The sequence below is a fragment of the Cytobacillus sp. FSL R7-0696 genome, from assembly GCF_038006865.1.
In the GTDB taxonomy this organism is placed as follows: domain Bacteria; phylum Bacillota; class Bacilli; order Bacillales; family Cytobacillaceae; genus Cytobacillus; species Cytobacillus kochii.
In genome coordinates, this window is the sequence record NZ_JBBOWA010000001.1 from 2,417,611 (window position 1) to 2,438,868 (window position 21,258).

The window sequence follows — 21,258 nt, forward strand, 5'->3', positions numbered from 1 at the left end:
ATTAAAGGAGATATGACTATGTTGTTAACAGTGGCGCCAATTGATCCGGTTGCCTTTAGTTTAGGGCCATTGTCTGTTAGATGGTATGGCTTAATCATCGGTATCGGCATTGCACTCGGTCTTATTTTGGCGATGAGAGAGTCAGAGAAAAGAGGACTAGGTAAGGATTTATTTGCTGATTTATTGTTATGGGCTATTCCGATTTCGATTATTTGTGCAAGGATTTATTATGTGATCTTTGAATGGGACTACTATTCTCAGTATCCAGGTGAAATCATTAAAATTTGGAACGGAGGCATCGCCATTCACGGTGCATTAATCGGAGCAGTTGTCACTGCGATTATTTTTGCAAAGAAGCGTGGTGTATCCTTTTGGCAATTAGCGGATATTGCTGCACCTAGTATCATCCTCGGCCAAGCCATTGGACGTTGGGGGAATTTCGTCAACCAAGAGGCGCATGGTAGTGAAGTAAGTCGACAATTCTTAGAAAACATGCATCTACCAGAATTCATTATTAACGGGATGTATATTAATGGGGCTTATTATCATCCGACATTTTTATATGAGTCAGTTTGGAATTTCGCTGGATTTGCACTGCTACTACTACTAAGACGTGCTAATTTAAAAAGAGGGGAATTATTCCTTAGTTACGTGATTTGGTACTCTATCGGTAGATACTTTATCGAGGGAATGAGAACCGATAGCTTAATGGTGACTGAAATGTTAAGAGCAGCACAAATGCTATCGATCATATTAATAGTTGGGGCTATCGTAATTATTATATATAGAAGAGTAAGTGGGAATGCAAAAGAGAGGTATTTAGATCCTCCACAGAAACAAGCAAAAGCAAAGTAAGGGTCAGCATAGGGGGAGTAGCAGGTGATACATTCTGTTAAAGCAGGATTAAAGGTTGGTTTTAAGACGACTTGGACATTGGGGAAAATTATCTTTCCTGTTACGTTAATTGTGGCGTTATTGCAACATACGCCAGTTTTACCATGGGTGATTGAATTAATCGCACCGATTATGGGAATATTTGGTCTATCGGGGGATGCGGCCATTCCTTTAGTTTTAGGAAACTTCTTGAATGTTTATGCTGGTATTGGTGCGATTCTCACGTTGGATTTAACGGTAAAAGAAGTATTTATACTGGCAGTCATGCTTTCGTTTTCTCATAACTTACTGATTGAAACAAGTGTAGCCATGAAAGTAGGCGTTAAACTATGGATTGTGCTCGCTGTTCGGCTCGGTTTAGCCTTTCTATCGGGGATTATTATTAATCTCGTTTGGAATGGCGGTTCTGAGATGGCAGAGTATGGTTTTGTTGGAGCAAGCGAAGAAACGATTGAAGGCATATGGCCGATTGTATGGAATGCAGTAGAAAAAGCAGGTCTCGGTATTTTTCAATTAGCTATTATTGTCATTCCATTAATGGTAATTGTACAGATTATGAAAGACCGTAAATGGCTTGCAGTATTTTCTAAATGGATGGCCCCATTAACAAGAAAGCTAGGGATGAGAGAAAATACATCGACAACTTTAGCATCAGGATTATTGTTTGGCTTAGCATTTGGAGCCGGTGTGATGATTCAAGCAGTAGAAGAGGATGGCGTTAGTCAAAAAGATGTCACTTTAGCGTTTATTTTCTTAGTAGCTTGTCATGCGGTTGTGGAGGATACTCTTATCTTTATACCTTTAGGCATACCTGTGTTACCACTTCTTCTTATTCGCATCGTAGTCGCTGTGATTTTAACAATGATTGTCGGGATGATTTGGAGGAAGCTTGAAGCAACACCGAGAAAGGAAGCGTATTATGGCTAAAATTGATACAATATTATTCGATTTAGATGGAACGTTAATAGATACGAATGAACTAATTATCTCTTCATTTTTGCATACATTAAATCATTATTATCCAGATAGCTATCAGCGTCAGGATGTACTACCTTTTATGGGTCCAACATTAGTCGAGACATTTACATCAATTGATAGGGACCGTGCGGATGAGATGGTTCATATGTATCGTACATTTAATAAAGAAAACCATGATGTATTAGTGAAAGAGTTTTCAGGCGTGTATGAGACGGTCCGCACACTAAAGGAATCGGGTTATAAATTGGGCATCGTAACAACAAAGATGCTAGACGTTGTTGAAAAGGGTTTACGCTTAACAAAGCTGGATGAATTTTTTGAAGTGATTGTTGCCCTTGATCATGTAGAAAAGCCGAAACCGGATGCTGAGCCTGTTTTAAAAGCATTATCACTATTGGACTCAGAACCACAAGAAGCCATCATGATTGGTGATAATCATCATGATATTATAGGTGGCAGAAATGCAGGTACGGTGACAGCAGGTGTTGCTTGGTCAAGTAAAGGAAGGGATCATCTTCTTCAATTTGATCCTGACTATATGTTAGAGACAATGCTGGACTTATTAACCATCTTAGAGGAATTAAACAGATGAGGAGAACCGAACGCTATCCTGTTGAAGGAGCGAACTCCCTTTGGCATGTGTATAAAACGGTCCCTTTTTTGAAAGTAGTAAAGAACTTTGTTGTGATTCAGCTGGCACGTTACACCCCGTTCTTAGGGGTGAAAAGCTGGCTTTATCGTACCTTTTTACGGATGAAAATCGGTGAACAGACGTCATTCGCGCTTATGGTAATGCTCGATGTCATGTTCCCAGAGAAAATCAGTGTGGGGCGTAATAGTGTAATTGGATACAATACTACTATTTTAGCCCATGAATATTTGATTAAAGAATATCGTCTGGGAACTGTAGAAATCGGTAACGAAGTCATGATTGGTGCCAACTGCACGATTCTTCCAGGAATAGTAATCGGAGATGGTGCGATCGTTTCCGCTGGTACACTTGTACATAAAGACGTACCCGCTGGTGCTTTCGTAGGTGGTAACCCAATGCAAATCATATTTACAAAAGAAGAAATGGAACAACGGTCATAAGCATCTGCTAACTTCACTTTCGAAAAGAAAGGGGGACAGCGGATGTTTTTTTGTTACGGATGATGGTTAACAAGAAAAAAAGACTGAGTTACGTAAAAAGATTTTTACAGAGAGATTTGGCGCCAAGGTGCCATGCCCTCACTTGACATGAAGATTCACCACTTTCGTGAGGTCGCTCGAAGCGGATAGCAGCGCAAAGGAGAAATTCCTACTGCCCGTTTAGATTATCGTAAATAAGGACCTGACTCCCTCGTCCCCTTTTTAGCAATGAAACAAGCTTTTGCACTCCTCCTGTTTTGTTTTCTCACACCTGCCCCCTTAAAGATAAGGACGTTGAACAAAAGTAGAACCCTCTATTATCGTAAACGCCCTGAAGTTGAGACTATGGCAACAAGCGGGATTATTACATCCCCCATTAGAATATTTTAGATTACATCCCTTTGTTGTGAATTTCTTTCATTTTTCTCAAAATTAAGTGTTTAGGGTTGACGTTTAGAGGTGAGAAGCGTACACTACTAAGTAACTTCAATTTATTAGCATGGTAGCGAACTAAAGTAAAAATGAGGTGAACGAGTTGAGTCGGTTATTTATGTTTGAAAAGCCTTTAGGCATGAGGGATACATTGCCTAATCTATATATGATGAAAGAAGAAGTACGGGTGACAATGGCCAATGAAATGAAACGCTGGGGCTATCAATTTATTGAAACGCCTACGTTGGAATATTACGAGACAGTTGGTACGGCTTCAGCTATTCTCGATACACAATTGTTTAAACTGCTGGATCATGAGGGACATACACTTGTACTAAGACCAGATATGACAGCCCCTATTGCTCGTGTGGCTGCGTCTAAGTTATTAAAGGAAAAGTTGCCACAGCGTTTAGCTTATTCGGCTAATGTTTTTCGGGCACAACAGCGAGAAGGTGGACGGCCGGCAGAATTTGAGCAAATCGGTGTCGAATGTATTGGTGATCCAACAGTTAGTGCGGATGGAGAGTGCTTAGGATTAATATCCTCCGCTCTAATGAAAACAGGATTGGAGCAGTTCCAGATTTCCGTTGGTCATATTGCCTTTGTAAGGAGTTTTTTCCAAGAGATACTCGGTACAGATGAAAGAGTGGAGCAATTGATGCGATTCCTCTATGAGAAAAATTATGTTGGTTATCGTGTACATGTAGATCAGCTATCATTGTCATCTATTGATAAACAAAGGTTAAAACAGTTTCTAAAATTAAGAGGCGGACCAGAAGTCATTAAGGAAGCGGAAGACCTATTAGAGTGCAATGCAGGCGTCGAAGCGTTAAATGAATTGAAAACCTTATGGGGAATTATAGCTGACTATCAACAGGATGCCCTCATAAAATTGGACCTAACATTAGTCAGTCATATGAGTTATTACACAGGTATTGTTTATGAAGTGTATGCAGGTAATGTTGGTTTTCCAATTGGCAGCGGTGGGCGGTATGATTTATTACTAGAAAAGTTTGGGAAAGCCAAAAGTGCAACTGGCTTTGCCATTCGATTAGATCATTTACTTGAATCGTTAGACAAACCATTTGAACAACCACCTCTTTCCTGTATTGTGTTTAGTTTAGAAAGAAGAAAAGAAGCTTTTATGTTAGCTGAACAGCAACGACTTGAAGGGAAGAAAGTCGTTTTGCAAGATATTAATGGCGTAGAAGATATTGATGCTTGTTCAGCACTTTATGAAGATATCACTTATTTAGTTGGTAAACAGAAGGAGGGGGCGCGATGAAGGATTGGTTAACAGTTGCGATGCCAAAAGGAAGAATTTTTACTGAGGCAGCGGAGATGTTGAGAATGGCTGGCTTCGAGTTGCCTCCTGAATTCGATGATTCGCGGAAATTAATTATTGATGTACCTGAAGAGTGTTTCCGCTTTATTTTAGCTAAACCGATGGATGTGCCAACATATGTGGAATATGGTGTTGCCGATCTTGGAATAGCCGGGAAAGATGTCATGCTTGAAGAAGAACGTGATGTATATGAATTGCTTGATTTACAGATTAGTGCTTGCTATTTAGCTGTTGCTGGCTTGCCTCATACGCAAATGAATGATGTCGCACCGAAAATCGCTACGAAATACCCGAATGTAGCAGCGGCTTATTTCCGTGAACAAGGTGAGCAAGTCGAGATTATTAAATTAAACGGTTCGATTGAATTGGCACCGCTTATTGGTTTAGCTGATCGTATTGTTGATATTGTTTCTACAGGAAGAACATTAAAAGAAAATGGATTAATAGAATATGAAGACATCGTCAATATTACATCAAGGCTCATCGTCAATCCGGTTAGTTACCGCATGAAAGACGCACGTATAAGTGATGTGGTTGAGAGACTGACAGAAGTGATCGAGCAGGAAAAGGTGGTTAAGTAAGTGGACATATTAAAAGTAACAAACGACCTTTCTATCAAGCGTTCCATTGACGGTGGTACAGAAGAACAAAGGCAAACAGTAAAGGAAATCATAGCAGCTGTACGTCAAGAAGGTGATCAAGCGGTCATTCGTTATACAGAAAAATTTGATGGGATTCTATTAGATGATTATCAAGTGAAAGCAGCAGAAATAGACCAAGCTTATAAAGAATTATCTAAAGAAACCATTTCAATTATAAAAGAAGCAGCAGAAAATATAAGAAACTATCATATGAAGCAATTGCAAAATTCATGGATGACGACTGAAGTCGATGGCACCTTGCTCGGACAAAAAATAACGCCGATTGATTCTGTTGGTGTATACGTGCCTGGTGGGAAAGCGGCTTATCCATCTTCTGTGTTAATGAATGTTTTGCCGGCAAAAGTAGCAGGAGTAGAAAGAATTGTGATGGTTTCTCCTGTAGAGCGCAAAACAGGAAAAATACCATCTGCTGTCCTTGTTGCAGCGAATATTGCCGGGGTAACAGATATATATAAAGTAGGTGGAGCTCAAGCGGTAGCTGCACTTGCCTATGGTACAGAGACAATCGCACCAGTGGATAAAATAACAGGCCCAGGTAATATTTACGTCGCATTGGCGAAGAGAGAAGTGTATGGTGAGGTCGATATCGATATGATTGCTGGACCAAGTGAAATTGCTATTCTTGCTGATGAATCAGCAATTCCAACCGAAGTAGCAGCAGACTTATTATCACAAGCAGAACATGATGAAATGGCTTGTAGCATCCTTGTTACGAATAGCGAACAACTCGCTAAAGAGGTAGCCATCGAGGTGGAAGAACAGTTAGCTACTCTACCAAAATACGATATTGCCAGCCAATCGATTCAACAATTTGGTCGTATTTATGTGACAGAGACAATAGAAGAATCGATTGCAGTGGTTAATACAATTGCTCCTGAACATTTGGAGGTTTTAACAGTCAATCCTTTATCACTTTTAGGAGCTATCCGCCATGCGGGTGCAATATTCTTAGGTAGATATAGCCCAGAGCCTGTTGGTGATTATTTTGCTGGTCCTAATCATGTCTTACCAACTAACGGCACAGCAAGATTTTCAAGCCCGTTGAATGTGGATGATTTTCGAAAAAAATCGAGCATTATTTACTACAGTGAAAGTAGATTTACAGCAAATGCGGAAAAAATCGCTTCATTTGCAAGACTAGAAGGTTTAGAAGCTCATGCAAGATCGATTGAAAAAAGACTCCAAAGTGAAAGGAAAGAAGGGAAATGACAAGAACGGCTGAGTTGCGAAGAAAGACTAATGAAACAGAAATTCAACTATCACTCAATATTGATGGAGAAGGAACAAGTGATTTGGAGACAGGCGTTCCTTTTATGACACATATGCTTGATTTATTTGCTAAGCATGGGCAATTCGATTTAACGATTGATGCAAAAGGCGATGTCGAAATTGATGATCACCACACGACAGAGGACATAGGGATTTGTCTCGGACAGGCATTGCGAGAGAGCCTTGGTGAAAAAAGAGGAATTAAAAGATACGGCAATGCCTTTGTTCCGATGGATGAAGCACTAGCACAAGTGGTTGTCGACTTAAGTAATCGACCACATTTAGAAATGCGTGCTATCTTTCCTAATCAAAAGGTAGGTACATTTGATACCGAACTAGTGCATGAATTCTTATGGAAATTCTCCCTTGAGGCGAGAATGAATCTTCATGTGATCGTTCACTATGGTCAGAATACCCATCATATGATTGAAGCAGTCTTTAAGGCACTTGGTCGAGCCTTAGATGAAGCAACAACGATTGATCCAAGAATAAAAGGCATTCCTTCCACGAAAGGGATGTTATAAATGATTGCGATCATTGATTATGGAATGGGGAATTTATTCAGTGTCAGTAAAGCACTGGAAAGGTTAGGCGAACCTTATCTTATTACAAATAAAAAGGATGAGATCCTCTTAGCTGATGGTGTGATTGTCCCTGGAGTTGGAGCCATTAGTGATGCCATGCGACTTTTAAATGAGACGGGTATAGCAGATGTCCTCAGAGACTATGCGGCTAGTGGTAAACCAATATTAGGCATTTGCCTAGGGATGCAATTACTGTTTGAAGCAAGTGAAGAAAACGGTGGATGCCGTGGATTGGGATTGCTTCCTGGAACGGTTGTGAAAATACCGGGTGTAACAACTCAAGGTGCAATGTATAAAGTCCCACATATGGGCTGGAACTTATTACAGTTACGACGACAATCACCGATTTTAAAGGATGTCGAAGAGGGGTTTGCATATTTTGTTCATTCTTATTATGTAACAACAGAGACAGATGAAATTATTTTGGCCGATAGCTTATATGATGTTTGTGTCCCAGCAGTTGTAGGAAAAAATAATGTCTTTGGTACTCAATTTCATCCGGAAAAAAGCAGTATGACTGGCATGAAAATCTTAGAAAACTTTACAGTGCTTGTATCAGAAGGGGTGAGTGTAAAATGAGTCTGACCATCTATCCTGCGATTGATATGCGGGGCGGGAAATGTGTTCGTTTATTACAAGGCGACTACGATAAGGAAACGGTATACGGGGACTCTCCTTTTGATATGGCAAAAACCTTTGTAGAAGATGGGGCTAGCTGGGTGCATATGGTGGACCTCGACGGAGCAAAAGCCGGAAAGCCGGAGAACGATCGTTATGTCATTCAAGCAGCAAAGCAGTTAAATGCAAATATCCAAATTGGTGGCGGTATTCGGACCGAGGAAGATATACATTTTTATCTAGATGCTGGGGTATCAAGAGTAATTATCGGCAGTGTAGCCATTTCAAACCCTAAATTTGCTATTGAAATGATTAGGAAGTATAAAGAGCGTATTGTAATTGGTCTAGATGCTAAAGACGGTTTTGTTGCAACAAATGGCTGGTTGAATACATCACAAGCAACAGCTGTTGAGGTGGGCAAACGATTCGCGGACGTCGGTGCTGAAACGTTTATTTTTACAGATATTGCTACAGATGGTACGTTATCTGGGCCGAATATTACAGCAACTGTCCAATTAGCACAAGCGACAGGAAAAGAGGTCATTGCTTCTGGTGGAGTCAGTTCTCTTGCTGATCTCAAATTAATTAACCAAGCAGGTATTCCTGGAGCTATTGTCGGTAAAGCCATCTATGAGGGGCGTTTTACTGTGAAGGAAGCATTGGAAGGGGGGCCTTTTCGTGCTTACTAAACGAATTATTCCTTGTCTCGATGTAAAAGAAGGAAGGGTCGTAAAGGGTATCCAATTTGTTCAATTAAGAGATGCAGGTGACCCAGTGGAATTAGCACGTTTTTATGACGAGCAAGGAGCAGATGAGCTTGTATTTCTTGATATCTCTGCTTCACATGAGGGAAGAAAAACAATGGTTGATGTTGTTCAAGCAGTAGCGGCAGAACTAGCCATCCCTTTTACAGTTGGTGGTGGTATTCATACACTTGATGATATGAAGAAGATTCTTCGAGCGGGTGCAGATAAAGTTTCATTAAATACCGCAGCTGTCAATCGGCCAGAGTTAATTACAGAAGGTGCTGATTTCTTCGGGGCACAATGTATGGTTGTCGCTGTAGATGCTAAGTACGATCAAGATTGCGGTACATGGGTTGTGTATACACATGGTGGAAGAGTAAAAACAGAGTGGAAAGTGCTTGATTGGGTTAAAGAAGCTGTGCGAAGAGGTGCTGGTGAAATTCTTCTCACAAGCATGGACTGTGATGGTGAAAAGAAAGGCTTTGATATTGCCTTAACAAAAGCTGTAAGTACGGCAGTAACCGTTCCTGTCATTGCTTCAGGAGGAGCAGGGGGAGCTAGTCATTTTTCTGATATATTCCTTGAAGGGAAGGCAGATGCAGCCCTCGCTGCTTCTATTTTTCATTATAAAGAAACTTCCGTCGCAGAAGTGAAGGCATATATAAAAGATAAGGGAGTGTATGTAAGATGATTGATCAAGTGCAATTTAATGATCAAGGCCTTGTGCCAGCAATTATCCAAGATAGTGAAACGAAAGAAGTCCTAACGCTTGCGTACATGAATAAAGAATCTTTAGCAAAGACGATTGAAACAGGGGAAACTTGGTTTTTCAGCCGTTCACGCAATGAACTTTGGCATAAAGGAGAAACTAGTGGTCACACGCAAAAGGTCGTAGAAATGAAGTGGGATTGTGATCAGGATGCTATTTTAGTACAGGTCTTACCAAATGGTGTTGCCTGCCATAAAGGCGAAATTAGCTGTTTTCATGAAACGATTTATACGAGGAAAGAAAAAGCTGTAATTGCAGATTATCAAATTCTAAAACGGTTGGAAGAAGTTATTGCTGAGCGCGAGCATGCACGTCCTGAAGGAGCTTATACGACCTATTTATTCGAGAGTGGTGTCGACAAAATATTGAAGAAAGTCGGCGAAGAATCAGCAGAAGTAATCATCGCAGCTAAAAATCGTGATCGTGAAGAACTAAAATGGGAATCTGCTGATTTACTTTACCATTTAATGGTGCTTTTACGTGAACAAGAACTGCCATTTGCCGAAGTATTAAACGTCTTGAATAAAAGGCATGAAGAGAAAAAGCCAGTTTCATAAATGGTTGAATGGGACGATTTCTGTAAGTAGAAATCGTCTTTTTTGAGTGCACGATTTTTTAAGATTAGTTTAATCGGGCAATATGATCAAATCGTACTTTTCCACTTTAAATTATCAAAATATACCTTGTTAACTACCGTCAATGATATGCACATACAAAACTTATTCTGTACTCTTATTACCTTCTCGTTCAATTTATATGAATGCTAATTAAAGAGTGATGTTCGAGAAATCCGTGCGCTTTATTAGCATGTTACACTTTCTTAATAAAAAAATCATAAAATAGTCACATTTTTGAAAGTGTTGATTTTTTAAGCTGAGTTAGATAATCATGCTATCTTCACTTTTTTCCTTATCTTGTCACCCCCTTCTCGAGCGATTATTCGTATGTTATACTCAATTAGTTAATATATTTTATGGAGGATTCCATGCGTAAAGACTCTAAAGCAAGAGATCATAAAGGAAAAATTTTATCATTTATCCCTACGGGTGAGTATTATTTTTCAAAAGGCATTAAAGCTTACCACCGCAGGGATTTTCATAGAGCGAAGAAGTACCTCCAACGTGCGATGCATTTAGAGCCAGGCGAACCGATGATTGTTTGTCAGTTGGCAGTGGTGCATGCCGAAATGGGAGAATATCAAGATTCTAATCAGCTACTCCGATTAATATTAGAGGAATTAGATGAAGAGATGGTTGAGTGTCACTATTTTTTAGCTAATAACTATGCACATTTAGGTTTTTTCAAAGACGCATACCATCATGCTACATTATATATAGAACTAGATCCAGAAGGCGAGTTTGTTGAAGATACAGAAGAGTTGTTGGAGCTCCTTACGTTAGAGGATGACGATCTAAACGAACATCTATATGAGCAGGACGACTTAATGGTCAAACAGGAACAAGCAAGGGAGTTACTTGAGACCGGTTATTTTCCAAAAGCTGTGGAACTACTCAATGGTGTCATTGAAGAGTACCCAGAATATTGGTCGGCTTATAATAATCTAGCCCTAGCTTATTTTTATCTAGGCGAAACAGATAAAGCCTCGGATGTGTTGAAACAAGTATTTAAAGACAATCCGGGGAATTTGCATGCCCTTTGTAATAAGCTTGTTTTTGCTTTTTACGAAAACGACTTTAAAGAGGTGCGAGCGCTAAAGGATGCTTTATTAAAAGTACATCCCATCTCTGTTGAGCATCAATTTAAATTAGGGGCAACGTTAGCACTTATAGGGGAATATGATAAAGCATATGCATGGCTCGGTCGTCTCTATAAACTAGGGTTTAACGGGGACGCTTCTTTTTACTACTGGCTCGCATACGCTGCCTATCATACTGGTAAAGAGTCAGTGGCTCAAGTGGCGTGGAGAAGGGCTGTTGAATTAAATCCGGAAAAAGAAGGATTGGAGCCTTGGAGCGATACGTCAAAAAGTGCTCAAGGGTTCGAAGATCATGTTTCTTCTATTCAACAAAGGCTAGATAGTGACTATCCAGAAGAACGATTGTTTGCCTTGTTTTTAACAGCAGTTTCAGGTAAAAAAGAACAATTATTAGAATCTGACCGTTTAAAAGGAAATAGGAAGTTCTCTGCGTTAGAGAGGGATTATGTAGCTTATCTAAAATTTGGTGAGGCATCTCAAGATACGTCTACAGCACATGATATAGCTGGATTGCTTTATGAAAATTACTCACCTGTTGGGGCAAAAGAAGCAAGTTTGTATTTAATGTGGTTTTCTGCGTATTTACAGTTAACCCAAGCTGGGGTGACGATTAAAAACCCTCATGCATATGCCGGTGCAATCACTTACTCTTGGCATAAGCTAAGAAATGAGACTGTATCACAAGCAACAATCGCAAAAAATTTCGGAATCTCTACATCAACTTTAAGAAAATATTTGCGATTATTGAATGAATACCTTCGTTGAGCAAAAACTTGGACGTTTTCCTATAAATTTTATAGGATAAAACCAAGAAGGTCATAATAGAACAGAAGGCTTCAAGACAAAGGAGTGGGAATGATGGCTGAAGAAAAAATTTACGATGTCATTATTGCAGGAGCAGGTCCAGCAGGAATGACCGCGGCAGTATATACATCTCGTGCAAATTTATCAACATTAATGCTTGAACGCGGGGTACCAGGCGGACAAATGGCGAATACAGAAGAAGTGGAGAACTATCCAGGATTTGATCATATTCTTGGACCTGAACTTTCTACAAAAATGTTCGATCATGCGAAAAAATTTGGTGCGGAATATGCATATGGAGATATTAAAGAAATCATCGATGGCAAGGAATATAAAACAGTCATTGCTGGTTCTAAAGAATACAAAGCACGTGCGGTTATTATTACAACAGGTGCAGAATATAAAAAACTAGGTATTCCTGGTGAAAAAGAGTTAGGCGGCCGCGGTGTTTCTTATTGCGCGGTTTGTGACGGTGCATTCTTTAAAGAAAGAGAACTAGTAGTTATTGGTGGAGGCGACTCTGCTGTTGAAGAAGGTGTTTACTTAACACGATTTGCAAGTAAAGTAACCATCATTCACCGTCGTGATAAATTACGTGCACAACAAATCTTACAACAACGTGCCTTTGATAATGATAAAATTGATTTCATTTGGAACCATACAGTGAAAGAAGTTAACGATAAGGACGGAAAAGTAGGCAGTGTCACGATTGTATCAACAGAAACAGGTGAAGAAAAAGAATTCAAAGCGGATGGCGTGTTCGTTTACATCGGTATGAATCCACTATCGAAACCATTTGCAAGCCTTGGTATTACGAATGAAGAAGGCTATATCGTAACCAATGACCAAATGGAAACGAATGTTCCTGGTATCTTCGCTGCTGGAGATATTCGTGAAAAAACATTGCGTCAAATCGTTACCGCAACAGGCGATGGTAGCATTGCCGCTCAAGCTGCTCAGCACTATATTGAAGAGCTGCAAGAAAGTCTAAAAACAGCTACAAATTAACGAAAAAGGGGATCATAATCCAACTTTATTCATCATTTACAAAAAGTCATTTCGTTTTAACTCTACTGTAACCTGGGTGAAACAAATTTCGGTTATGATAATAATAGAAATTGACCCCCTTTTAAAGATATATTCCTTTTACAGCACAGGTAGCTCCTGTGCTCTTTTTTTTTGTTTTTGAGCAAATGAGGAAATGGTTCACTCAGTATGAAATCACGAATGAGAGCGGAGTAAAAGTGAATTGCACGTCACTTAGAATGAGAAATAGAAGTGAGAGCGAAGCAAAAGAGATTTGCGCATCACTCAGAATGAGAAAAAGAAGTGAGAGCGAAGCAAATTGGGTTAGCGAGTCACTCAGAATGAAAATCAGGAATGAGAGCGAAGCAAAGTGGGTTAGCGAGTCACTCAGAATGAAAATCACGAATGAGGGCGAAGTAAAAGAGATTTGCGCGTCACTCAGAATGAAAATCACGAATGAGAGCGAAGCAAAAGTGAATTGCGTGTCACTCAGAATGAGAAAAAGAAGTGAGAGCGAAGCAAAGTGGGTTAGCGAGTCATTCAGAATGAAAATCACGAATGAGAGCGAAGCAAAAGAGATTTGCACGGCACTCAGAATGAGAAAAAGAAGTGAGAGCGAAGCAAAGTGGGTTAGCGAGTCACTCAGAATGGAAATCACGAATGAGAGCGAAGCAAAGTGGGTTAGCGAGTCACTCAGAATGGAAATCACGAATGAGAGCGAAGCAAAGTGGGTTAGCGAGTCACTCAGAATGAAAATCACGAATGAGAGCGAAGCAAAAGTGAATTGCGCATCACTCAGAATGAGAAAAAGAAGTAAGAGCAAAGCAAAATTCTTTTTTCCACAGATCGAATGTAGCACACCGGTTGGATATTATAATAATGGATAGACACTTACTATAAAGAAGTCTAGGCAATTTGCTTAGGACGAAGAATCATGTTCAACCTGTATCGTTGTAGCGCTATGACAAAAATAGTATAATATAATGATAAATACTATGCTTTCATTCATTAGAGAATTTAGGTTCATCTGTTCTCTAATAATGAGTGGCACGAAGTAAGAGGTGAATAGGATGCAGCGGGTCACAAACTGCGTATTATTAAAAGATGATCAAGTATTGTTGTTACAAAAGCCACGCCGAGGATGGTGGGTTGCACCGGGCGGAAAGATGGAGCCAGGTGAATCGGTGCGTGACTCTTGTATCAGAGAATATAGAGAAGAAACAGGGATTTACTTAAGGAATCCAAACATAAAAGGGATATTTACTTTCATTATGAAGGATGGAGATCAAGTACTTTCTGAATGGATGATGTTTACCTTTTTTGCTACAGATGCGGACGGATTAAATGTAGATGAGTCAGAAGAAGGAAAATTGCGATGGGTCGAAGTGGACAAAGTGAAGGATTTACCAATGGCTGCAGGAGATCATCATATTCTTGAATATATGATTAATGGCAATCGCATGATTTACGGTACATTTACTTATACACCTGACTTTGAATTAATTAGTTACCGCTTAGATCCAAGCTAAAAATGAATACAGGGGGAAGCGAGAAATGAGTTCGGTTGCAGCAAAAGAAACACAAATGGTCATTATTACGGGGATGTCTGGCGCAGGTAAAACAGTGGCGATTCAAAGCTTCGAAGATTTAGGCTTTTTTTGTGTAGATAATTTACCACCGACCTTATTACCGAAATTTCTTGAACTGATGAAGGATTCAGGGAATAAGATGAATAAGGTTGCGCTTGTGATGGATTTACGTGGCCGTGAGTTTTTTGAGCATCTTTTCAAGGCGTTAGATGATTTAGCAGATACGTCATGGGTCACACCAGAAATTCTTTTTCTTGATGCGGACGATGCGACCCTTGTAAGTAGATATAAAGAAACGCGTCGCTCTCATCCATTAGCGCCATCAGGTTTGCCAATGGAAGGCATCAAGTTGGAAAGAGAATTATTAGATGATCTAAAGGGTAGAGCGCAGATTATCTATAAGACATCTAATATGAAGCCGCGTGAATTAAGAGAAAAAATACTCCATGAGTTTTCTGTTAATAAACAATCTATTTTCACTGTAAATGTGATGTCATTTGGTTTTAAACATGGATTACCGATTGATGCCGATCTTGTATTTGATGTTCGCTTCTTGCCAAATCCGCATTATATTGAGCATATGCGTCCGAAGACAGGCTTGGATGAAGAAGTGTCTAACTATGTTTTGAAATGGAACGAAACAAATAAATTTTTAGAAAAGGTCACGGATTTACTAGCATTTATGCTCCCGCATTATAAGCGTGAAGGAAAATCACAACTTGTTATCGCGATTGGATGTACGGGTGGACAGCATCGATCAGTAGCACTAACCGAGTATATCGCTAACCATTTTAAGGAAGACTACAACACTCGCATCACTCACCGTGACATTGAGAGGAGAAGGCAAACAACATGAATAGAAAGCCGAGGGTCGTCATCATTGGCGGTGGAACAGGGTTGCCAGTTTTATTAAGAGGATTAAAAAAATATCCCCTTGATTTAACAGCCATTGTCACAGTTGCTGATGATGGTGGTAGCTCTGGTAGGTTGAGAGAAGAATTAAATATCCCACCTCCAGGAGATATTCGTAATGTTTTGGCAGCGTTATCAGATGTGGAACCCCTTGTAGAAGAAATGTTCCAGCATCGTTTTAAAACGTCCAATGAATTATCGGGTCATTCTTTAGGTAATCTGATTCTAGCAGCGATGACTTCTATTACTGGCGACTTTGTTCATGCGATTCAAGAGATGAGTAAAGTATTGAATGTGAATGGGAGAGTCTTACCTGCAGCTGAAAAGAGTGTTGTATTACATGCAGAAATGGAAGATGGAAGTATTGTATCAGGAGAATCTAAAATCCCTTACTCTGGCAAGAAGATTAAGAAAGTATTTTTGACTCCTGAGAAGGTAAGTCCGCTTTCGGAAACGATTGAAGCTATTCGAGAGGCTGATCTCATTATCATTGGCCCTGGTAGCCTGTACACAAGCATACTTCCTAATCTACTTGTACCGTCTGTAGGTAAGGAAGTGTGCCGTTCTCATGCAAAAAAACTGTATATCTGTAATTTAATGACGCAGGCAGGGGAAACTTTGGACTATCGCGCGAGTGACCACGTACAGGCAATATTTGATCATATGGCTGAGCCATGTTTAGATCTGATTCTTGTCAATCATGAAGAAATTCCAGAAGATATTCAAGAGCGTTATGAAGAGGAACGAGCGAAGCCTGTCTATTATGACCGTGATCGATTAGTCGAACAGGGGTTGGAAGTGCTACAGGGTGAGATTGTTAGCCTTGAAAAAGGGGCAATTCGTCATAATACGAATGAAGTCGCTAAAAAGATTTATCAATTAATTGTTAATGACATAATGAAAAACTAGTATTTGTCTGGTTAGGGGGGAGAAGGTATGTCTTTTGCTTCGGAAACGAAAAAAGAATTAACGAACTTGGAGACAAAGGATTGTTGCGGAAAGGCAGAACTATCCGCTTTGATTCGTATGAACGGATCTCTCTCTTTTTCAAATAAAATGTTAATTGTAGATATTCAAACGGAGAATGCAGCGATTGCCAGAAGAATCTATACGCTGATCAAAAGGAATTATGATGTGCAAGTTGAGCTGCTTGTTCGAAAGAAAATGAGACTTAAGAAAAATAACGTATATATTGTTAGGCTAATGGAGCAAGCACAAAAGATTCTTGATGATTTGCATATTATTAGTGCTGGCTTTCAATTTATCCATGATATCTCAATGGATTTAATTAAAAAGAAATGCTGCAAACGTGCTTATTTAAGAGGGGCTTTTTTAGCAGGGGGATCAGTCAATAACCCTGAAACCTCTTCCTATCATTTAGAAATTGCTTCAATGTATAAGGAGCATAATGACGCCTTGTCGAAATTAATGAATACTTTTGGATTGAATAGTAAAACATTGGAAAGAAAGAAAGGTTTTATTACCTATTTAAAAGAGGCGGAAAAAATTACAGAATTCCTTAATATTATTGGGGCTCATAGCGCGCTTTTACGATTTGAAGATATCCGCATTGTTAGAGATATGCGAAATTCGGTTAATCGCTTGGTCAATTGTGAAACAGCCAATTTAAATAAAACAATTGGTGCTGCCTTAAGACAAGTCGAAAACATAAGATATATTGAGAGTACCGTTGGGCTAAAGGTGTTACCAGAGAAATTACGCGAAATTGCTGAATTGCGTGTTACGTATCAAGATGTGACTTTAAAAGAACTTGGAGAAATGGTCTCTGGTGGCACGATAAGCAAATCGGGTATCAATCATCGCCTAAGAAAAATTGATGAAATTGCAGAAAAAATTAAAACAGGGCAATGGAAGGAATCTTAAAGTTTTTTGGAGGTTAGGACATGGTAGAAAGACAAGTGGAAGTCAAAATTAAATCAGGCTTACAGGCGCGCCCTGCTGCAAAGTTAGTGCAGGAAGCCAATCGCTTCACAGCAGATCTCTTTATCGAAAAAGGCGGAAAAAAAGTAAATGCCAAAAGTATCATGGGATTAATGAGCCTATCTCTAAGTGCTGGTTCCACCGTAACCCTCCTCGCTGAAGGCAGCGATGAAACCGAAGCCTTAAATAAACTGACTGCACTCCTACAAGAGGACATTGTTTCATAATCTGTATAATACACAAATAACCTGCGCAGCACCCCCATTGCTAGATTGCTTCCTTCTAGCAATGGGGGTGCGTTTCTGCACAGCTATCTAGGTAGAAAATTGAAAAGAAGCCGTAGTAAAGAGGAATTGCACAGCTATCCAGGTGGAAAATTTTAAAAGAAGCCGTAGCAAAGAAGAATTGTACAGCTAACTAGATAGAAAACCACAAAAGAAGACCGAACAAATTAATTTTTCCTCTTATATCGGTTACGATTGCCACTCTACAAATTACGCTATTTCTACTTCTTTTTATCTCACCATTTTTCGTTCACCTCCCAACTATTTGTAAATCGACAATGAAACGTAATCTTATTCAACTATGTATTAACTCTAAATAGTCAATCTAACAACTATTCATTCATCGCAGAACAAAAGCCATCAGCAAATGAAATGCTGATGGCTTTTGTTATTTGTGATGCTTATTTTTTCTCTTCTGGTGTATTGTTTGTAATGATTTTGTCGATAAGACCATATTCTAGTGCTCTTTCTGCTGTCATGAAGTTATCACGATCTGTGTCTTTAGAAATAACATCTAAAGGTTGACCAGTACGTTCAGCTAGAATTTGGTTCAATTTTTCACGTAAGAATAGGATGCGTTTAGCAGCAATCTCGATTTCAGTTGCTTGCCCTTGAGCGCCACCTAGTGGTTGGTGAATCATGACTTCACTGTTTGGAAGCGCAAAACGTTTCCCTTTTTCACCAGCTGCTAGTAAGAATGCACCCATGGATGCAGCCATACCAGTACAGATTGTTGAAACATTTGGTTTGATGTATTGCATCGTATCATAGATAGCCATACCAGCAGTGATACTTCCACCTGGACTATTAATATAAAGCGTGATGTCCTTTTCAGGATTATCTGCTTCTAAGAATAATAGCTGTGCCACAATTGAGTTAGCCACATTATCGTCAATCGCACTGCCTAACATAATAATGCGATCTTTTAATAGGCGAGAGTAAATGTCATAAGCGCGTTCCCCTCGGTTTGTTTGTTCGATTACTGTAGGGATTAAGTTCATTTCCAATTCCTCCTTTAAAGGTCAAAAAAGTTTTGGAAAGGTATTTTATACCTCGCCATTGGTAAATGTATGTAGTTTCATCATACATGGTTGGTCAATTAAGGTCAAACGAATCGCTTGATTATTTCAAGAGAATTATTCGACATTTTTTTCTAAGTTGATTTCCTCGTATCCATGATACCCACAAATTTTTGCTTTTAAACAACGAATGCTTGCATATAAAGGGTTTTTCCCATATAATTAATATTCGTAACACCAAGAAAAACGTGTTCCTACATATGAAAAATGCCCTCGTGGTGCAACGGATAGCACGTAAGATTCCGGTTCTTAAAATGGGGGTTCGATTCCCTCCGAGGGCGCTACATGCTTATAATATAAGGGATTATGGGAGATGTTTAATTTTTGTCCGACTTTTGTCCGACGAAGTTAAAAATCTCCTATTTTATTTATCCAAATCGGAAATTCATCAATCGATTATCCTTTAATTATTCTTAATATTCCTACATATAGATTATCGCTAATGCTTAAAAGAAGGTTAGTTTTAATATTTGAGGTGAAAAAAATTGAAAAGATAATTGAAGGAAAGGGGAGTTTAAGAGTTATTACAATATGTTTTCTAAAATTCACCAATCTCAAGAGCAATTCTCAAAAGTTGTACATAAGCGATCTACCAGAAAAAAGATGGTCAAAAGGTAAAAGAGCCCTATGGTATGTTTATCTAAATAAAATACAATGCATGTAACAACTAAATATTTAAGCTACATGAAAAAGTGTGCAATAGCCTTCTACTAGATCCTTAATTTTCGATAGGTTCTACCGGTTTTTCAATGTATTTTTGAAAGCCATAATTCAAAAGAGAAAGGAAATAATAAAGGATAAGTATTCCAGTTCTTGTGAATTTTTTGAGTTTAAAGTGTCCAATCTTTTCGAAAAGAGGAGTTAAGAGATAGGCAAAAATAACATCCATAATTAAATTGGTAGTCGCATATAAGGGGAATTTGCCATAAGTAAAGTGAAACACCCATAAATTTATCGTGAAGAATGGTCCTAAAATAAATGCTAATGCATCAAATAACATAAATTTATAACCACCTTTTACTGTCCACCAATTAAATATTGGACTTAACATTTCGACAATGAGTAAAAGAAAAGAGCAAAATAATGTCACTGGTAAAAATCTTTTAAACGAATTTTTAGGTAGAAAAATAATAACGATTAACCATAATACAATTGCATTAAATATTCTAAAAAAATTAGCAAGCATTCACTTCACCTCTATTTTCCTTTAGATTATGTGGATGTTAACTAATTTATACAGGTTTAGTTAATAGAAGGTTTGAACGATATTATCGAAAACAAATAAAAAGAGCCTATAAAGGCCCTAATTATCTAAATCATATAAACCTGGTGCATGTTCGTTTGGCATATCGGGCATTGTTGGCACAGGAAACCCTTTAGGTGGTTCAGTAACTGAAAGGTCTCCACCATTCCTACTAGGTGTTGTTCCAGTGAATACTTCCCCAATAAGTGTATCATCTAAACGGAAATTAAATTGGGCGTTGTGAAAGCCCATATCAACATATTTCTTACATTCAGGATATTTATTCAAGTCGTAGTTAGGAACAGGGAAGATTTTTCCCCAATCGACTCCTAATGTTTCTAATGCTTTTGCAAAAGCATTTTGATGCGCATTATCTCTAACCATAAGAAAAGCTACTGTTTCTCTTAGAGTTTTATTACTGCTCATCTCATAAATTCTTGATTTTTGAAGTACACCAGTTGATTCTAATGAAACATTATTGATTAAATTTGCTACTAAATTACCGTGGTCATAAACCCAGGAACCATTCCATGGGTTACCTCCTGCATCAACTGGTAAGGATGCTTTAGCACCTATAATGAAATGATGGGGATTTGCCCCATCTTGAATAACATCATCTAACGGAGCATTATCAAATGCTTGGTTACCTGGGCTAGAACCACCAGCACCATTTAAAAGTTGATTTATTGTCGATTGTACTAATTCTATATGACTAAGCTCTTCTATAAATACCCCTCTTAATAGGTCTCGATATTTTTTTGCTTTTCCTCTGAAGTTGGCACTTTGAAATGAATATTGCATCATTGTCCGTATTTCTCCAAATTGTCCACCTAGAGCTTCTTGAAGCACCTTGGCTGCATGTGGATCTGGTTTATCAGGAACAATCATATTAATTAAATCTTCTTTGTAAAAATACATGAATGTATTCCTCCGTTTTTGAGTTGTAAATTCTAATAATAAATCTATTTTGTGTTAAAAAAATCGTTTTATCCATTTATCCATTTAAAAAGCGCATCTGGGGAGAAATCTTTCTTTGTGAAATTAAGGCTTTAGCCCACATTTTTTAAAAAACTAACCAAAAAAAACACAAAATGTGAACAAAAAAGAAGAGTCATGCATTGACTCTTCTTTAAATGAAATTCCGATGAAACTACTCTTATTATGCGATTTTTATCATGCAGAAAGGATGAGTAAAGAAAAGAACAGCGAGCGTGAGGGATGCACTCTTTGAAGAA

The 21,258-nt window shown here is 38.7% G+C and carries 23 protein-coding genes and 1 tRNA gene; 21 read left to right on the plus strand and 3 right to left on the minus strand.

From position 1 onward, the window contains the following. The first annotated feature begins 18 nt into the window (after positions 1 to 18). The 20 genes from lgt to MKX29_RS12490 all read left to right on the plus strand — a co-directional run bounded on the left by lgt (position 19) and on the right by MKX29_RS12490 (position 17,644). The gene (gene lgt, locus MKX29_RS12395) at positions 19 to 855 is read left to right on the plus strand and encodes a prolipoprotein diacylglyceryl transferase (protein WP_095371875.1); all 837 of its coding nucleotides are present in this window, start codon (positions 19 to 21) and stop codon (positions 853 to 855) included. A gap of 27 nt (positions 856 to 882) precedes the next feature. Then, positions 883 to 1,821, plus strand: a complete 939-nt coding sequence (locus MKX29_RS12400; RefSeq protein WP_224937302.1) for a nucleoside recognition domain-containing protein — start codon at positions 883 to 885, stop codon at positions 1,819 to 1,821. Beyond that, positions 1,814 to 2,464, plus strand: a complete 651-nt coding sequence (ppaX, locus tag MKX29_RS12405; RefSeq protein ID WP_341105761.1) for a pyrophosphatase PpaX — start codon at positions 1,814 to 1,816, stop codon at positions 2,462 to 2,464. Before MKX29_RS12400 ends, ppaX begins: the two co-directional genes overlap by 8 nt. Beyond that, a complete protein-coding gene (locus MKX29_RS12410; protein ID WP_224937107.1) occupies positions 2,461 to 2,964 on the plus strand; it encodes an acyltransferase in 504 nt (167 codons plus the stop codon). Before ppaX ends, MKX29_RS12410 begins: the two co-directional genes overlap by 4 nt. 574 nt (positions 2,965 to 3,538) lie before the next feature. Beyond that, the gene (locus MKX29_RS12415; protein ID WP_341105764.1) at positions 3,539 to 4,720 is read left to right on the plus strand and encodes an ATP phosphoribosyltransferase regulatory subunit; all 1,182 of its coding nucleotides are present in this window, start codon (positions 3,539 to 3,541) and stop codon (positions 4,718 to 4,720) included. Beyond that, a complete protein-coding gene (gene hisG / locus MKX29_RS12420) occupies positions 4,717 to 5,361 on the plus strand; it encodes an ATP phosphoribosyltransferase (RefSeq protein ID WP_224937105.1) in 645 nt (214 codons plus the stop codon). Before MKX29_RS12415 ends, hisG begins: the two co-directional genes overlap by 4 nt. Then, on the plus strand, positions 5,362 to 6,651 hold the full coding sequence (gene hisD, locus MKX29_RS12425) for a histidinol dehydrogenase (protein WP_341105767.1): 1,290 nt from the start codon (positions 5,362 to 5,364) through the stop codon (positions 6,649 to 6,651). Then, positions 6,648 to 7,235, plus strand: a complete 588-nt coding sequence (hisB, locus tag MKX29_RS12430) for an imidazoleglycerol-phosphate dehydratase HisB (RefSeq protein WP_341105769.1) — start codon at positions 6,648 to 6,650, stop codon at positions 7,233 to 7,235. Before hisD ends, hisB begins: the two co-directional genes overlap by 4 nt. After that, the gene (gene hisH / locus MKX29_RS12435; RefSeq protein ID WP_341105771.1) at positions 7,236 to 7,874 is read left to right on the plus strand and encodes an imidazole glycerol phosphate synthase subunit HisH; all 639 of its coding nucleotides are present in this window, start codon (positions 7,236 to 7,238) and stop codon (positions 7,872 to 7,874) included. It begins immediately after the preceding gene. Then, complete coding sequence (gene hisA / locus MKX29_RS12440; protein WP_341105773.1) at positions 7,871 to 8,602, plus strand: 1-(5-phosphoribosyl)-5-[(5-phosphoribosylamino)methylideneamino]imidazole-4-carboxamide isomerase; 732 nt, start codon at positions 7,871 to 7,873, stop codon at positions 8,600 to 8,602. The genes hisH and hisA overlap by 4 nt, the downstream gene beginning before the upstream one ends. Beyond that, positions 8,592 to 9,350, plus strand: a complete 759-nt coding sequence (gene hisF, locus MKX29_RS12445; RefSeq protein WP_095371884.1) for an imidazole glycerol phosphate synthase subunit HisF — start codon at positions 8,592 to 8,594, stop codon at positions 9,348 to 9,350. Before hisA ends, hisF begins: the two co-directional genes overlap by 11 nt. Then, positions 9,347 to 9,985, plus strand: coding sequence for a bifunctional phosphoribosyl-AMP cyclohydrolase/phosphoribosyl-ATP diphosphatase HisIE (gene hisIE / locus MKX29_RS12450; protein ID WP_341105775.1), 639 nt, complete (start codon positions 9,347 to 9,349; stop codon positions 9,983 to 9,985). The genes hisF and hisIE overlap by 4 nt, the downstream gene beginning before the upstream one ends. 428 nt (positions 9,986 to 10,413) lie before the next feature. Next, positions 10,414 to 11,910 (plus strand): tetratricopeptide repeat protein, encoded by a 1,497-nt coding sequence (locus MKX29_RS12455; RefSeq protein ID WP_224937098.1) that lies wholly within the window; start codon positions 10,414 to 10,416, stop codon positions 11,908 to 11,910. Positions 11,911 to 12,003: 93 nt separating this feature from the next. Then, positions 12,004 to 12,957, plus strand: a complete 954-nt coding sequence (gene trxB / locus MKX29_RS12460) for a thioredoxin-disulfide reductase (protein ID WP_224937097.1) — start codon at positions 12,004 to 12,006, stop codon at positions 12,955 to 12,957. 185 nt (positions 12,958 to 13,142) lie between these two features. Then, entirely contained in the window at positions 13,143 to 13,862 is a 720-nt protein-coding gene (locus MKX29_RS12465; protein WP_341105779.1) for a hypothetical protein, read from the plus strand. Between the two features lie 183 nt (positions 13,863 to 14,045). Beyond that, complete coding sequence (locus tag MKX29_RS12470) at positions 14,046 to 14,504, plus strand: NUDIX hydrolase (RefSeq protein ID WP_095371889.1); 459 nt, start codon at positions 14,046 to 14,048, stop codon at positions 14,502 to 14,504. A gap of 25 nt (positions 14,505 to 14,529) precedes the next feature. Then, a complete protein-coding gene (rapZ, locus tag MKX29_RS12475; RefSeq protein ID WP_095371890.1) occupies positions 14,530 to 15,420 on the plus strand; it encodes an RNase adapter RapZ in 891 nt (296 codons plus the stop codon). After that, the gene (locus tag MKX29_RS12480; RefSeq protein ID WP_095371891.1) at positions 15,417 to 16,385 is read left to right on the plus strand and encodes a gluconeogenesis factor YvcK family protein; all 969 of its coding nucleotides are present in this window, start codon (positions 15,417 to 15,419) and stop codon (positions 16,383 to 16,385) included. The genes rapZ and MKX29_RS12480 overlap by 4 nt, the downstream gene beginning before the upstream one ends. Before the next feature lie 27 nt (positions 16,386 to 16,412). Beyond that, the gene (gene whiA, locus MKX29_RS12485) at positions 16,413 to 17,360 is read left to right on the plus strand and encodes a DNA-binding protein WhiA (protein WP_095371892.1); all 948 of its coding nucleotides are present in this window, start codon (positions 16,413 to 16,415) and stop codon (positions 17,358 to 17,360) included. A 20-nt stretch (positions 17,361 to 17,380) separates the two neighbouring features. Next, positions 17,381 to 17,644: an HPr family phosphocarrier protein gene (locus tag MKX29_RS12490; protein WP_095371893.1), complete on the plus strand. Its 264-nt coding sequence runs from the start codon at positions 17,381 to 17,383 to the stop codon at positions 17,642 to 17,644. Positions 17,645 to 18,102: 458 nt separating this feature from the next. Here MKX29_RS12490 and clpP read toward each other — a convergent pair whose 3' ends face one another. Next, positions 18,103 to 18,702 carry an ATP-dependent Clp endopeptidase proteolytic subunit ClpP gene (gene clpP, locus MKX29_RS12495; protein WP_095371895.1) on the minus strand — a complete coding sequence of 200 codons (600 nt, stop codon included), beginning with the start codon at positions 18,700 to 18,702 and terminating at the stop codon, positions 18,103 to 18,105. 287 nt (positions 18,703 to 18,989) lie between these two features. Between clpP and MKX29_RS12500 the strand changes: the two genes are divergently transcribed. Beyond that, positions 18,990 to 19,061 (plus strand) — tRNA-Arg (locus tag MKX29_RS12500). Between the two features lie 437 nt (positions 19,062 to 19,498). Here MKX29_RS12500 and MKX29_RS12505 read toward each other — a convergent pair. Both MKX29_RS12505 and MKX29_RS12510 read right to left on the minus strand, forming a co-directional pair. Then, positions 19,499 to 19,966 (minus strand): hypothetical protein, encoded by a 468-nt coding sequence (locus tag MKX29_RS12505; RefSeq protein ID WP_224937095.1) that lies wholly within the window; start codon positions 19,964 to 19,966, stop codon positions 19,499 to 19,501. Between the two features lie 117 nt (positions 19,967 to 20,083). After that, complete coding sequence (locus tag MKX29_RS12510; RefSeq protein ID WP_224937094.1) at positions 20,084 to 20,941, minus strand: manganese catalase family protein; 858 nt, start codon at positions 20,939 to 20,941, stop codon at positions 20,084 to 20,086. Between the last annotated feature and the right edge of the window lie 317 nt (positions 20,942 to 21,258).

Excerpts from the sequence above, each read along its gene's own strand:
- lgt (WP_095371875.1), top strand. The coding sequence starts at position 19 with ATGTTGTTAACAGTGGCGCCAATTGATCCGGTTGCCTTTAGTTTAGGG.
- ppaX (WP_341105761.1), top strand. The coding sequence starts at position 1,814 with ATGGCTAAAATTGATACAATATTATTCGATTTAGATGGAACGTTAATA.
- MKX29_RS12410 (WP_224937107.1), top strand. The coding sequence starts at position 2,461 with ATGAGGAGAACCGAACGCTATCCTGTTGAAGGAGCGAACTCCCTTTGG.
- hisG (WP_224937105.1), top strand. The coding sequence starts at position 4,717 with ATGAAGGATTGGTTAACAGTTGCGATGCCAAAAGGAAGAATTTTTACT.
- hisB (WP_341105769.1), top strand. The coding sequence starts at position 6,648 with ATGACAAGAACGGCTGAGTTGCGAAGAAAGACTAATGAAACAGAAATT.
- hisH (WP_341105771.1), top strand. The coding sequence starts at position 7,236 with ATGATTGCGATCATTGATTATGGAATGGGGAATTTATTCAGTGTCAGT.
- hisA (WP_341105773.1), top strand. The coding sequence starts at position 7,871 with ATGAGTCTGACCATCTATCCTGCGATTGATATGCGGGGCGGGAAATGT.
- hisIE (WP_341105775.1), top strand. The coding sequence starts at position 9,347 with ATGATTGATCAAGTGCAATTTAATGATCAAGGCCTTGTGCCAGCAATT.
- MKX29_RS12455 (WP_224937098.1), top strand. The coding sequence starts at position 10,414 with ATGCGTAAAGACTCTAAAGCAAGAGATCATAAAGGAAAAATTTTATCA.
- trxB (WP_224937097.1), top strand. The coding sequence starts at position 12,004 with ATGGCTGAAGAAAAAATTTACGATGTCATTATTGCAGGAGCAGGTCCA.
- MKX29_RS12465 (WP_341105779.1), top strand. The coding sequence starts at position 13,143 with ATGAGGAAATGGTTCACTCAGTATGAAATCACGAATGAGAGCGGAGTA.
- MKX29_RS12470 (WP_095371889.1), top strand. The coding sequence starts at position 14,046 with ATGCAGCGGGTCACAAACTGCGTATTATTAAAAGATGATCAAGTATTG.
- rapZ (WP_095371890.1), top strand. The coding sequence starts at position 14,530 with ATGAGTTCGGTTGCAGCAAAAGAAACACAAATGGTCATTATTACGGGG.
- MKX29_RS12480 (WP_095371891.1), top strand. The coding sequence starts at position 15,417 with ATGAATAGAAAGCCGAGGGTCGTCATCATTGGCGGTGGAACAGGGTTG.
- whiA (WP_095371892.1), top strand. The coding sequence starts at position 16,413 with ATGTCTTTTGCTTCGGAAACGAAAAAAGAATTAACGAACTTGGAGACA.
- MKX29_RS12490 (WP_095371893.1), top strand. The coding sequence starts at position 17,381 with ATGGTAGAAAGACAAGTGGAAGTCAAAATTAAATCAGGCTTACAGGCG.
- clpP (WP_095371895.1), bottom strand. The coding sequence starts at position 18,702 with ATGAACTTAATCCCTACAGTAATCGAACAAACAAACCGAGGGGAACGC.
- MKX29_RS12505 (WP_224937095.1), bottom strand. The coding sequence starts at position 19,966 with ATGCTTGCTAATTTTTTTAGAATATTTAATGCAATTGTATTATGGTTA.
- MKX29_RS12510 (WP_224937094.1), bottom strand. The coding sequence starts at position 20,941 with ATGTATTTTTACAAAGAAGATTTAATTAATATGATTGTTCCTGATAAA.